Raw genomic sequence first — 12,277 nt, forward strand, 5'->3', positions numbered from 1 at the left:
TCAGATGCCAAATCCTGCAGCAGGCTTTTATTTCGAAGAATTGAGTGTAGGCCAGACAGCCGAATCTTCGCGCACAGTAACCGAAGCAGACATACTTATGTTTGGTGCTGCATCAGGCGATATGAACCCGGTTCATTTCGACTCAGAATTTGCCGCAACGACCCGGTTTGAAGAGCGGATCGCCCATGGCATGCTAACGGCCAGCCATGTCTCAGCCCTCATTGGTATGCGTCTGCCAGGCCCCGGCTCGGTCTATGTAAGCCAAACCTTGCAGTTTAAGCGCCCGGTCAAAATCGGGGCCACCGTGACGAGCCGGGTTGAGATCACCCAACTCGACCCTGCGAAAGGCTTTGTCACCCTGTCGACAACCTGCTTGATCGCTGGCAAAGCAGTCCTGAGTGGTGAAGCTGTTGTGATGGTCGCAAAGCGCGAGGGCTAATGCTGAGTTTCGATACCCGGTCTCTCATTCCCACCGAAGCTCAAGGCGCAAGTGTCGCGCTGGGGGCATTTGATGGATTGCATCTGGGCCATGTCGCTGTGCTGCGCGCTGCCCAAGAAGCGTGCCCGGAACGCCCACTCGCCGTAGCCGCCTTTGAACCACCACCGAAATGTTTCTTTGCCGGACCCGACACCCCATCTTTCCGCCTCAACACACCAAGACTGCGGGCAGAGCGCGCAGCTGATGTGGGTGCGGAGATCATGTTCGAAATCCCATTTGATGCCAGTATGGCAAGTATGGCGGCTGAGGATTTCATTACCGACATTCTGGTTGGCAAGCTAAAGCCACGCCATGTCACAGTTGGTCATGATTTCCGCTTTGGCTGTGATCGCCGCGGCGATGGTTCCATGCTGCAGGCCATGGGCAAAGATTTGGGATTTGGCGTCAGTATTGTCGAACCTGTACTGGACCATAGTGGGGTGCGCTATTCCTCAACCCGTGTGCGCGAGGCCTTGAAAGCCGGACATCTGGCCATGGTTACCGCCCTGCTCGGACGGCCTTGGCGGGTGGAAGGTGTTGTTCAACACGGGGAAAAGCGCGGTCGTACGATCGGATTCCCAACCGCAAACTTCCATTTGGAAGACCAACTGGCACCACGTTTTGGCGTCTATGCCGTGCGGGTCAATCGTGTGGGCGATGAGGCTTGGTATAGCGGTGTCGCCAATTTTGGCCGCACCCCCACAACCGGCCTGCGACAACCCTTGTTTGAGGTCAATATCTTTGACTTTGAGGGCGATCTTTATGGCAGCCGCCTTGAAGTCGGCTTGCACGCCTTCCTGCGGCCGGAGATGAAGTTTGCTGGCTTGCCTGAACTGGTTGCGCAAATTGGACGTGACGCTGAAGAAGCGGCCCAAATTCTCTCGGTGGTCGCTTAGGCTCTTATCGCCCGGCGATAATCGGCCAAAAGGGCATCCTGGTCACGGCCGAGGCGATAGAGCCAATCCCACGTGTAGATGCCGCTGTCGTGGCCATCATCAAAAACAAGGCGGAGTGCATAGCGACCGACCTGTTCTGCCCGCTCGATGCCGACATCCTGTTTACCCGTCACCCATTTTTTGCCGGCTGCTGAATGGCCCTGCACCTCAGCAGAAGGGCTCTCCACGCGCAAAAGCTCGTATGGGATATCGAAGCACGCCCCGTCGTCAAAACGGGCCCTGAGGCGCTTGGCACCTGCCTGAAAGACCAGTTCCACAGGCCAAGGCCGGTCAGAACTGCCACCAGCCATCTCAGGCATCATTCAACTCACGCGCTTCGCCCGCTAACATGATCGGCACGCCATCGCGGATGGGATAGGCTAAGCGCGCTGCCTTCGACACCAATTCACCGCGATCACGATCATAGGTCAAACGGGTGCGCGTGACGGGGCAGACAAGGATTTCCAGCAAACGGGGATCAATCTCACGCCCTTCCGTGGCAGTGCTTTTGGCGGCATCGGTCATTGCAGGGGTCTCTCCTCATCATCGGAATCGTCGTCACGGTCACCTTGATCCATGTCCAGTAAGGCAATCAATGCGTCGCGTCGATCCTCGATAGTTGGTGCTTCCAGCAGAGCTTGCTTCTCAATCGGCACAAAGGGGCACAGCGCCGATAGCGCATTCACCAAAGGCTCGGCTTGGGCTTGGTCGATTGAACTCCAGTCCGCCTTGAGATTATTGCGCTCGAGATAGGCGCGTAAAGCATTCAAGAGGCCGGTTCGATCAAAACCGACCATCGAGCTGGGCGGCTTTAAATCATCCGCAAAGCTCTGCCAGTCCGCCGTCACTTGACGATAAGGCGTGGTGACTTGGTACTCACGGGCGACTTTAAAACGGCAGATCCCGGTCAGCGTTATGAGATACCGACCATCGTCAGTCTCTGAAAACGAGGTGAGCTTTCCAACGCAACCAACCCGCGATAACCCCGGCTTTTCGGGGTCTCCCGTTCCATCCGGCTGGATCATCCCGATCAACCGATTCCCAGCCAAGGCGTCATCAATCATATTCAGATAACGCGGCTCAAAAATATTCAGGGGTAATTGGCCGCGCGGGAACAAAAGCGCACCGGTCAACGGAAACACAGGAATGGTTGCCGGAAGGTCTGATGGTTTGCGGTAGACATAGCCTGCCACCATGACTTTGCCCTCGTTCAAGCGCCGTTGTGGGATTAAGAAAACAGAATGGCCGACAATTTACGCCGCCCTTGCCGCGTAACCTCGGCCATCGGCCCTGCCGCATCAAACACTTTCAACAATTGCTTGCGGGCGGCATCTTCCTGCCAAGTGCGGTCTGTTTTGATGATGAAGAGCAAATGCTCGACTGCGCCTTCAAAGTCGCCTGCGGCAATATGGGCTTTGGCCAATTCAAATCGGGCTGCCAGGTCTTCTGGCGCATCGGCCAACGTCTCCGTCAAGGCAGCGGCATCGCCCGCCTCAGCCACATCCAGGATCAGATCGATCTGGGCTTGCACGCTGATGACATCACTGTCTTTGGCTTTAGCCTTGGGAATTGAAGCCAAAATCTCTTGGGCCTTTTCTAACTCCCCGCCCATTACATAAACGCGGGCCAGACCGGCCAAGGCCTTTGGGTTTTCTGGATCCAGACTGGCTGCTTGCGCATAGGATTGGGCAGCACCACCCAGATCTCCTAGGTCCAGACTTTCCTTTGCCGCGGCCAAAAGCTCGTCCACACCGGCAGGCTGGGCACCGACCAGTCGATCAACCAAAGCCTTGATTTGGCTCTCGGGTTGGGCCCCCATAAAGCCGTCAACGGGGCGGCCCTTATCAAAGGCAAAAACCGCTGGAATGGACTGTACACGTAACTGCCCCGCGATGGCAGGATGCTCATCTATATTGATTTTGACTAGACGTATTTTGCCATTTGCTGCGCGAACCACTTTCTCCAAGGTTGGCGTTAGCGTCCGACATGGGCCACACCACGGGGCCCAGAAATCGACCAGAACCGGTGTTTCCATCGAAACATCGATCACGTCAGCCTTAAAGGTTTGATCGCTGCCATCCTTGATAAGTCCGGTTGGATCGGCGGTACCGCCTGATTTGGGTTTTGAACTGCCTAAGCCAATAAGGGCCATGGATGTGTCCGTGCGGGGCCGCACGCTCCTCTCACATTGCGTCCGTGAAAAATCGTCTCACGTTTAGAAATGGGCTTACCCCAGTCAGGTTGCAAGCCGCTGCCTGTGTTTCCTAAAGCTCATGTCCAAGGTTCGGCCTGCGGCAAATCACCTGAGAAGTCACAGCGATACACCCGACCGCCCCAGTTACGGATAAAGACTGCCAGATCGGCCTGCGAGATTGCGGTCGTGGCATTATTCTTCAGCGGGTGGAAATTGATCGGCTCTGCAGCCAAGAGGGCCTCATCCAGCACCAAAGTAACCCTCCGGTCTGGATCATTGATGAGTGCAAAAAGCGTCACAGAGCCCGGTGTGACACCCAAGAGTTCCAACAGATGCTCTTCGCTACCGAAGCTTAAGCGGGCGCAGCCGAGGGTCTTATGCAGCTGATTGAGACGGACTTGCGTCTGTCCCAAAGCGCAGACGAGAAAAAATGCGCCATCCTTGTCTTTCAGAAATAGGTTTTTCGTATGCCCGCCTGGCAGGGCAGCCTTGATATCTGCCCCCTCCTCCACCGTGAAAACAGGGCGATGATCCAACGTATGGTGCGCGATGCCCAAGTGGTCGAAAAGCTTGAAGAGATCAGCGCGGCTGGCGGGTTTCGAAGGCGTTTTCATCATGGCCCTGCTGTAACCCATGGCACCTAGCTGCATCAAGCAGGCCTCACCCCCCTTGCACTTCAGTCAGCTCTAAGGCATATGCGCCGTCCTTACGGAGGACTTGTCCCTTCGGTACCCAAGGACGCGGGCGTAGCTCAGGGGTAGAGCGCCACCTTGCCAAGGTGGATGTCGTGAGTTCGAATCTCATCGCCCGCTCCATTTTTTAATCTCCCAAAACCTAAATGGCATAGTCTGGCTGTTGGCTAGGCTTGTGACGCCGCGACTGTCACTCCGGTCGATCTAAGCGCAAGATTGAGCGCGCCTATGTCTGCTGACGCACAGTCTATGTCGGTGGGGGCTGGCTGACACGATGGACTGGCGTGCTTTATCTCTGCCTTTCACACACCCACGTCTCGCAACCATGTGATCACACAATGGCAGGCTTCTGCTTACGCCCCCCTGACATCTGTTATGTGATAATGTAACAATCCGTCATTAAAGTGTTTGAACACTTATGCCAACCCATTTCAGAGGCACCGAGGCACGATGACAACCCGCCGAATTTCTTTTTTGACCAGCACCCTCATTGCTGCTGCATTACTTCCCGTTCCTGCCTTTGCTGCCCCAGAAACCGACGAAACAGTCGTCGTCACAGCCCAACGCCAAGCCTATCGGGCTGATATTCCTTTAAAACTGACGCCACAATCCGTCGACATTTTGGAGGCGGACACCTTGGAAGAGGTTGGCATCACCCGATTGTCGGATGCGTTGGACTTGTCAGCCTCCATGGCGCGCCAGAATAATTTCGGTGGCCTGTGGGATAATTTCGCGGTGCGTGGCTTTGCGGGCGATGAGAATTTGCCAAGTGGCTATCTCGTCAATGGCTTTAATGCTGGCAGGGGCTTTGGCGGCCCCCGCGATATTGTTGGGATTGAGCGGATTGAGATTTTGAAGGGCCCCTCAGCAGCCGTCTTCGGCCGGGGGGAACCGGGAGGCACCATCAATCTTGTCACAAAGAAACCCGAGTTTGAGTCGGAAGGTACGATTGGCCTCGCGCTGGGCAGCTTTGACAAAGTCCGATTGGACGGCGACTGGACGGGACCCTTAAGCGACAACGTGGCGGTGCGCTTGGGCGGCTTTTACGAGCAAAGCGACAGCTTTCGCGACACACTTGAAACCACACGCTCGGGTATATTTCCTGTCGCACAATGGCGCATTACGCCACGAACCAGCCTGTCCTATGAAGGCGAAATCACCCGCCAGGAACTTCCCTTTGATCGTGGCGTGGTCTCTCTCAACAATCAGTTGGGTGTAATCCCAAGCTCGCGCTTTTTGGGCGAGCCGGGCGATGGGCCACTGCAAGCAGATGCGACTGGCCACCAACTTCAGCTTCAACATGATTTAAATGACGACTGGAGCCTTTTACTTGGCGCAGGCTATCGCGCCACCGATCTAGAGGGCTTCTCAACGGAAGCCGAACTGGCCACGGCGCGGCAACGCTTGTTTGTGGATGGTCAAACCCTGTCCCGCCAGCGTCGCTTCCGCGATTATGAGGCCGAACATATCGTTTATCGCGCCGAAATCAGTGGGCGGTTTGAGACCGGCGCCCTTGAGCACCGAATCTTGGCGGGGTTTGACTATGACCAATTTTCCAACGACCAGCTGTTTTTGCGCTTTCGGCCGCCTTCGCTTGCCGGAAACCCGAGCGCCGCTGCAGGCAATGTGATCAATATCTTCAATCCGGCCTATGGCCAGTTTCCGCTTCCAACACCGGGTCCCCAGATCAATCGCTTGGATGAGCAAGAGGCTTGGGGGCTTTACATCCAAGACCAGATCAAACTGGGGGATAGACTGCATATCCGCATAGGCGGGCGCTATGATGATTTTTCTGCCGACGGACTGAACCGAGCGAACAATAGCACGACCTCGTTCAGCGATACCAAATTCAGCCCACAAGTTGGTTTTGTCTTTGAAGCCAATGAGGCCTTCACCCTTTATGGGTCATATGGACAGGGCTTTAGGGCCAATTCGGGAACAGATTTTGCCGGCAAGGCCTTTGCCCCAGAGGAATCTGAATCCTTCGAAGTGGGCAGTAAGATCACGCTTCTCGATGGCGATTTGGAGGCGACACTTGCAGCCTTCTCCATGACAAAGACGAACATCCTAACGGCAGACCCAGTCAATGCGGGCTTTTCTCTCGCCATCGGCGAGGCCGAGAGCCGTGGCCTTGAAATTGACGTGACCGCAGAACTACCGGGCGAGCTCGATCTGAGAGTCTCCTATGCCTATGTGGACGCGCAAGTGACCAAGGATGGGCTTGATCCCAATTTTGCTGCGCTCATTAGAAAGGGCGACCGCCTGATCAATGTACCCGAGCATACGGTGAGTGCGCTTGTCTCGAAAGAGTTTGAGTTAGGCGGGCGCGAGTTAGAGCTTGGCGGCGGATTACTCTATGTGGGCGAACGTCTCGGAGAAACGGCAACGACCTTTGAGTTGCCCGCCTATACGACGCTGCGCTTGTTTGCGACCTATGACCTAACCGATGATTTGGAATTATCAGGCCAAGTCAATAATGTCGCCGACACCACTTTCTACACCAATTCATTCAGCAGGCTTTGGGTTGCCCCAGGGGCCCCACGAAGTGTGACTTTGGCTTTGCGTTACAGCTTCTAAGGGGCGATCGGATGGGGGACGAGGGTTTATCGCTGCGGGATGTGGTGGTTCGGCGCGGCTCGAAAACCGTGCTCGATGGTCTGACCCTGACAGTACCAGCGGGGCAAATCTATGCGCTTTTGGGCGGCAATGGCGCAGGAAAGTCCACAGCCTTGTTTGCCACGTTGGGCCTTTTGCCCCTCACAAGCGGGCAGGTTCTGGTTGATGGCAAAGACCCCGCCAATCGACCCGATGCTGTGCGGGACGCGATCGCCTATTTGCCGGAAACGATAGCCCTTTATGAACATCTGACCGCGCGGGAGAATGTGGAGTATTTCCTGAGCCTTGCCGGGCAATCACGGCCTAAAGCCCAAATTGACGCGGCCTTTGCACAAGTCCGGCTGGCTCCTGCCGCCCATGATCAACGATTATCCACTTTCTCCAAGGGGATGCGCCAGAAAACAGCGATCGCGCTGGCCCTGCTACGCCGTACCCCCGTGCTCCTATTGGATGAACCGACGAGCGGGCTCGACCCACAAGCCACACAGGATTTCCATGCCCTCTTGGTGGACCTCAAGACCAAGGATGTGGCGATCTTGATGGTGACGCATGACTTGTTGGGTGCCATTGATGTCGCTGACACGATCGGCTTGATGGTGGATGGAAAACTGGCATCCCAATGGCAAGCCCAACAGGCGAGTCCAAGGTTTGACTTGCAATCCCTCTATGGTGCCTTCACCCAAGCGCGCCTCGGAAACACCCCTGCATGAAACGCGCCCACTTGATTGCACGGGCGGAACTTGCCCTCATGATACGTTCACGCGTGGCCTTGATTGGCGTGATCGCCTTAGTGCTTTTGTCGACAATCGCCGCGGCGAGCTCGCACGCCCATATGGCACAGGAACGACAAAACCGCCTTGCCAATCAGACACAGACGGACGCGCTGTTTGAGGCCCAGCCTGCCCGCCACCCGCACCGAATGGTGCATTATGGCAGCTATGTTTATCGTCCGATTGGCTCACTTGCCGGGTTTGATCCGGGAATTGACCCGTTTAGCGGCACAACGCTTTATCTCGAGGGCCATCGTCAGAACAGTGCAACCATTTCGGCTGTGCGCGAGAATTCCAGTCTGCTGCGCTTTGGTCAATTGACGCCGGCCTTTGTTCTGCAAACGCTCGCCCCACTTCTGTTGATCTTTCTAGGCTTCTCGATGATCACGCGGGAGCGCACGCAAGGTAGCCTCCGTCTGCTTTTGTCTTCTGGTGTGACGCCCGGAGATTTGGTCCTTGGCAAGACACTTGCACTTGGTGTGGTTGGTTTTGCTGCGCTAACGCCGGCCTGGTTGGCCCTCATTCTGATGGCGATCGCGATGCCGAGCGAAGCCGTTGCTGCTGCCATGATCGGACTTGGCTACGGCCTTTATGTGGCGATCTGGGTTCTTGGGATTGTTTCCGCTTCAGCTCTAGCTCGATCAGGGCAAGCCGCTTTGTTGATCCTGATTGGAATATGGTGCTTTGTCGCCATCATTGCCCCGCGCGGGGCCGCCGAACTGGCAAGCCGCTTGGTGCCATTAGACAGCCGTGCCGCAACCGATTTGAGGATCCAAGCAGAGCTGCGCGAGTTGGGCGATAGCCATAATCCAGACGATCCCTTCTTTGCCGCCTTTAAAGCTCGGACATTGGCCCGGTATGGCGTGACGAAGATTGAGGACCTCCCCTTCAATTTCCGAGGGGCCGTTTCTGCCGAAGGGGAGGCGCTGACCTCCAGACTGTTCGACAAGTATTTTTCCAAATTGGCCGCAACCCAACGCGCTCAAAGCCAAATCGTGTCGCATCTTTCGATTTTAAGCCCAGCCTTGGCGGTTCGCCGCGTCTCGATGGCAGGAGCGGGAACCGATCTTGAAACCCATTTGCGCTTTCTGCAGCAAAGCGAGGCCCATCGCTTCGCCATGGTCCAATATCTCAACGGTCTCCACCGCGATAAACTAAGGCTTGCCGATGATGCGGCGCGCTCTAAGGATCGGCAAGCCGAGCAACGCACCCGCATCGCTTCAGACTATTGGGCCAAAGCCCCTGACTTTATGTTCAAACCCACCAGCACCGCCGAGCGCTTCTCTGCTGCCATCTCCCCAATCCTGAAGCTCGCAGCCTGGCTTGCTGGCTTGGTCGTTTTAGCAGGCTTTAGTGCCCGCACCTTGGGAGCCAGGGCGCTATGAGGCATTTCTGGCGAGAAATTGGCTTTCTGTTGCGCCAGCGGGCAAGCCTTTGGGCGATTGCACTCCTAGCCGCCTTAGCGGCCGGGTCCGTTTGGCTTGGGCTACAGGAAGTTGCCAAACAAAGGGCCGCCATCACCGAAGTTATCGCGCTGCAAGACAAGGATACGGCCGCAATCAAAGTCTTTGCGACAGAGGCGGGTGACGCGGCCTATTATCGCTTTCACCCCACCTGGGACCCGCCAGCCCCGCTTGCTTTTGCTGCCCTTGGCCAGCGCGATATTGCCCCCTCTGTGCTGCGTATTCGGGCTTTGGCTTTGGAGGGTCAAATTCATGAGAATGAAGCGCAAAACCCCGAGCTGACGCTGCCCGGCCGCTTCGATTTTGCCTTCGTACTGATCTATTTAGCGCCTTTGGTGCTGATTGTTCTCTTCTATGACCTGTGGTCTGGGGAACGCGAGGCAGGACGCCTGTCGAGCTTGCAAGTCATGCCAAAAGCCCGAACCCGCCTTTGGATTCCCCGCATTGCGGCGCGCTTTGGTTTGGTCAGCGCAATTCTCCTATTGGTCTTCTGGATCGGTGCTGTCGTAAGCGGTGCTGGACTTGGCGAGACGCTCGCCTTCACTGCACTCATCCTTGTCTTTCTTGGGTTTTGGACCTTCATTGCAACCCTCGTCGCACAAGCTGGATCAAGCTCGCCAACCAATGCCGCCATGCTGGCCACCATCTGGTTTGTCATCACGTTGATTGCGCCCGCCGGCTCCAATCTCGTCATCAATGCCACAACGCCCATTCCAGATGGGGCTGCGATCATGCGCGAAAATCGCGAGGCAGTGCATGATGCTTGGGATCTAGATCGCGAAGCGACCCTACAGCGCTTTTACAAGCTCTATCCGGAATTTGCTGAATCACCGCCTATGCAAAGACCATTTGAGTGGAAGTGGTACTATGCTTTCCAGCATTTAGGCGATGAACAGGTTGCGCCAATGTCGCGTGCCTATCGCGAAGGGATCGCCACGCGTGATGCCCGGGCGGGACTTGTCGCCCTCGCTCTACCGCCTATTGCGATCCAGCGCGGCCTGCACCGCATTGCGCGCACAGATGTAGCCGCACACTTGGCTTATCAAGAGCGCGTACGGGCCTTTCACACCCAGCTTCGAACCTATTATTACCCATTCCTCTTCACCGATAAGCCTTTCACGCCGGCCGACTTTGACGCAGCCCCAAAGTTCGTCGGCCAGTAAGATCCGCACTCTCAAGCTGGATAGGGGTGATCCAAGCAAGGCCGCGATCAAGGCGATATCGGTCTGCGGGCATGAGAATAATCCAACTGATCCCTAACGCGCAGAGAAGGGGAAAATCGAAAGCTGGCTTGCCTCGCCCTGCGTGTGCCACCTCAATAGGGGCGCGCCTCACTCAATAAGTGTGGTCTCTTGCACAATTTTGTCGCCCACCAGGTGCAGGCACGTGCTGCCAGCAACGCGGTCTCGACGCCCATCGACATCAATACGGGCCCATTGCCAGAGAAGGGCTCTATGATTTTCGAAACTCAGTTCTCGTTCAAACACAATGTGGGACTGCGGAAACGCCAAGAATTGGGCGAGCCACCAGCTTTTGAGGTCTGACAGCCCCCCCTCTAAGCCGGGGCCAGTCCAGCGTGCTTCATCATCATAAAGCGCGTTTAGGAGCCCAATCTGCCTGCCGTTCCAAATCTTGTGTAGATTTTGAGCGATCAAGCTGAACCCAACAAGCTCACCCGGCCCGACTTGCCCGTGACCTGAATCTAATTCGCCAAGTAGCTGATGATGTTGCTGAATTGGTGCTGGATGAAGCGGACGCGAAATCACTCTATCGGCCGATATTCGGCCATTTTCCAGTATGATCCAGTAGTGCCGTCGCACAGTTGCGCCATCAGGCGATAACCACTCAACATCTGCAAACGCGTCTGTGCTGGCGTTGATTTGGAAGCGCCAGCCTGAAAACTCGGCGAGGTCGGCAAGGGCCTGCTGTCGGATGGCGTCTCGCCCGAAGATAAGTTCGCCGCGGCTACGTCGGGTGGCCCGATGCAGATAGAGTCGTTCAAGCGCGCCGACATTTTCGTTGACATAGAGTTCAGTCAACATCTCGCCGAAGGTCATGGCGCTCATGCTCCACCGCTCAATTGATGCCACAGGGCGATCTCGTCAAAAATGGTGGTTTCTTCGACAATGACACCGCCCAAGGTGCGCCAATGGCTAATCGCTAAAATATAGAGCGGCACACCTGTTGGCGGGCCGTACAGCCCCGTGCTGTTATGGGTCCCGGCAAAGCTCCAGCGCACCGCGATGTCGGTGAAGGGCCCTTCGGTGACGGATCCAACATGGTCAACGCGAATGCGTGCACCTTTAGACATGGACAAGAGCGCGCCAATCCATCCCGCTATTTCGCCATGGCCAAACAGCAACCGGGCATCCGGCCCGGCCCAATGGGCATGGGGGGCATAGATTTCCCTCACCCGCGATAAGCGACGCAAGTTCCAAATTTGCTGAAAAACGAGGTGGGCAAACTCATCGGGATCTTGAGCGGGATCGGGAAATGATGGGTCTTTAAAGTCCAATGGCCCCTGGCCAAGAATGTCATCAATAAGCTTTGCCCGCCAGTCTGCGATCCCGGCATTGGCCGCTGGTAAAACCTTGGCTTGCGCCTGCCCTAAAGCCTTCGCGCTCGTCCCCAAATCACGGGCAATCTTGGCATTGTCTCGGACAAGCCATTCTTCAACGATGCGGTTTTCAAGGCACAAGCAATCGGCAATGGTTGTGAAACAAACCCTGCGCCCAGTCGCAGGCCCAAATTCGCCGTCGCCTTGATGGGTAGCGTGGCTCGTGATGCGATGGGATGAATGATAGCCATCGGTCTCATTACCCGACCAGATAACTGCCTCGCCCACCAAGGTTCGATCCGGAAAGCTGTTCAAGGTTTTGAGCGTGCCCGCGATCACACCCTCAACGCCCGCGACATCGCCACTCATCAAATGGATCGGACAATCGGGACTATAATGGGTGGCGATAAGACCAATGTCCTTTTCCTCCCAAATTCGGTGCGTACAGCGAATGATATAGTCAATGATGTCCACATAAATCGGGTCAAAGCCCTGCATGGGCTGTCGGCGTGCACCTTGAGGCGCAAGGAGGTCGGCAATGTCTCGACCATAAAGGCCCAAAGCGCTCATTG

At 56.1% G+C, this 12,277-nt stretch carries 13 protein-coding genes and 1 tRNA gene; 7 read left to right on the forward strand and 7 right to left on the reverse strand.

Annotated elements, in window-relative coordinates:
• Window positions 1-4: 4 nt before the first annotated feature.
• Both IOB61_RS01335 and ribF read left to right on the forward strand, forming a co-directional pair.
• On the forward strand, window positions 5-439 hold the full coding sequence (locus tag IOB61_RS01335) for a MaoC family dehydratase (RefSeq protein WP_085338484.1): 435 nt from the start codon (window positions 5-7) through the stop codon (window positions 437-439).
• Window positions 439-1,374 carry a riboflavin biosynthesis protein RibF gene (gene ribF, locus IOB61_RS01340; protein ID WP_290811051.1) on the forward strand — a complete coding sequence of 312 codons (936 nt, stop codon included), beginning with the start codon at window positions 439-441 and terminating at the stop codon, window positions 1,372-1,374. The genes IOB61_RS01335 and ribF overlap by 1 nt, the downstream gene beginning before the upstream one ends.
• Here the strand turns inward: ribF and IOB61_RS01345 are convergent.
• The 5 genes from IOB61_RS01345 to IOB61_RS01365 form a co-directional block, all read right to left on the reverse strand.
• On the reverse strand, window positions 1,371-1,733 hold the full coding sequence (locus tag IOB61_RS01345; RefSeq protein ID WP_290811054.1) for a gamma-butyrobetaine hydroxylase-like domain-containing protein: 363 nt from the start codon (window positions 1,731-1,733) through the stop codon (window positions 1,371-1,373). The two genes, ribF and IOB61_RS01345, sit on opposite strands and share 4 nt — an antisense overlap.
• Complete coding sequence (locus IOB61_RS01350; RefSeq protein WP_290811057.1) at window positions 1,726-1,938, reverse strand: Trm112 family protein; 213 nt, start codon at window positions 1,936-1,938, stop codon at window positions 1,726-1,728. Before IOB61_RS01350 ends, IOB61_RS01345 begins: the two co-directional genes overlap by 8 nt.
• Window positions 1,935-2,609: an LON peptidase substrate-binding domain-containing protein gene (locus IOB61_RS01355; protein WP_290811060.1), complete on the reverse strand. Its 675-nt coding sequence runs from the start codon at window positions 2,607-2,609 to the stop codon at window positions 1,935-1,937. Before IOB61_RS01355 ends, IOB61_RS01350 begins: the two co-directional genes overlap by 4 nt.
• Window positions 2,610-2,641: 32 nt before the next feature.
• On the reverse strand, window positions 2,642-3,565 hold the full coding sequence (trxA, locus tag IOB61_RS01360; RefSeq protein ID WP_290811062.1) for a thioredoxin: 924 nt from the start codon (window positions 3,563-3,565) through the stop codon (window positions 2,642-2,644).
• A 119-nt stretch (window positions 3,566-3,684) separates the two neighbouring features.
• Complete coding sequence (locus tag IOB61_RS01365) at window positions 3,685-4,224, reverse strand: prolyl-tRNA synthetase associated domain-containing protein (protein WP_367272785.1); 540 nt, start codon at window positions 4,222-4,224, stop codon at window positions 3,685-3,687.
• Window positions 4,225-4,347: 123 nt separating this feature from the next.
• Between IOB61_RS01365 and IOB61_RS01370 the strand changes: the two genes are divergently transcribed.
• The 5 genes from IOB61_RS01370 to IOB61_RS01390 all read left to right on the forward strand — a co-directional run bounded on the left by IOB61_RS01370 (window position 4,348) and on the right by IOB61_RS01390 (window position 10,311).
• Window positions 4,348-4,422: transfer RNA gene (locus IOB61_RS01370), tRNA-Gly, on the forward strand.
• Window positions 4,423-4,749: 327 nt separating this feature from the next.
• Window positions 4,750-6,876 carry a TonB-dependent siderophore receptor gene (locus tag IOB61_RS01375; RefSeq protein WP_290811065.1) on the forward strand — a complete coding sequence of 709 codons (2,127 nt, stop codon included), beginning with the start codon at window positions 4,750-4,752 and terminating at the stop codon, window positions 6,874-6,876.
• A gap of 11 nt (window positions 6,877-6,887) precedes the next feature.
• Window positions 6,888-7,625 carry an ABC transporter ATP-binding protein gene (locus tag IOB61_RS01380; RefSeq protein WP_290811068.1) on the forward strand — a complete coding sequence of 246 codons (738 nt, stop codon included), beginning with the start codon at window positions 6,888-6,890 and terminating at the stop codon, window positions 7,623-7,625.
• Complete coding sequence (locus IOB61_RS01385; RefSeq protein WP_290811072.1) at window positions 7,622-9,070, forward strand: DUF3526 domain-containing protein; 1,449 nt, start codon at window positions 7,622-7,624, stop codon at window positions 9,068-9,070. Before IOB61_RS01380 ends, IOB61_RS01385 begins: the two co-directional genes overlap by 4 nt.
• Window positions 9,067-10,311: a DUF3526 domain-containing protein gene (locus tag IOB61_RS01390; protein ID WP_290811075.1), complete on the forward strand. Its 1,245-nt coding sequence runs from the start codon at window positions 9,067-9,069 to the stop codon at window positions 10,309-10,311. Before IOB61_RS01385 ends, IOB61_RS01390 begins: the two co-directional genes overlap by 4 nt.
• Before the next feature lie 168 nt (window positions 10,312-10,479).
• Here the strand turns inward: IOB61_RS01390 and IOB61_RS01395 are convergent, their stop codons facing one another.
• Together IOB61_RS01395 and IOB61_RS01400 are read right to left on the reverse strand one after the other, a co-directional pair.
• Window positions 10,480-11,214 carry a nuclear transport factor 2 family protein gene (locus IOB61_RS01395; RefSeq protein ID WP_290811078.1) on the reverse strand — a complete coding sequence of 245 codons (735 nt, stop codon included), beginning with the start codon at window positions 11,212-11,214 and terminating at the stop codon, window positions 10,480-10,482.
• Window positions 11,211-12,275, reverse strand: a complete 1,065-nt coding sequence (locus IOB61_RS01400; protein ID WP_290811081.1) for an ester cyclase — start codon at window positions 12,273-12,275, stop codon at window positions 11,211-11,213. The genes IOB61_RS01395 and IOB61_RS01400 overlap by 4 nt, the downstream gene beginning before the upstream one ends.
• Between the last annotated feature and the right edge of the window lie 2 nt (window positions 12,276-12,277).

The organism is Aquidulcibacter sp. (genome assembly GCF_020253525.1).
Lineage (GTDB): Bacteria > Pseudomonadota > Alphaproteobacteria > Caulobacterales > Aquidulcibacteraceae > Aquidulcibacter.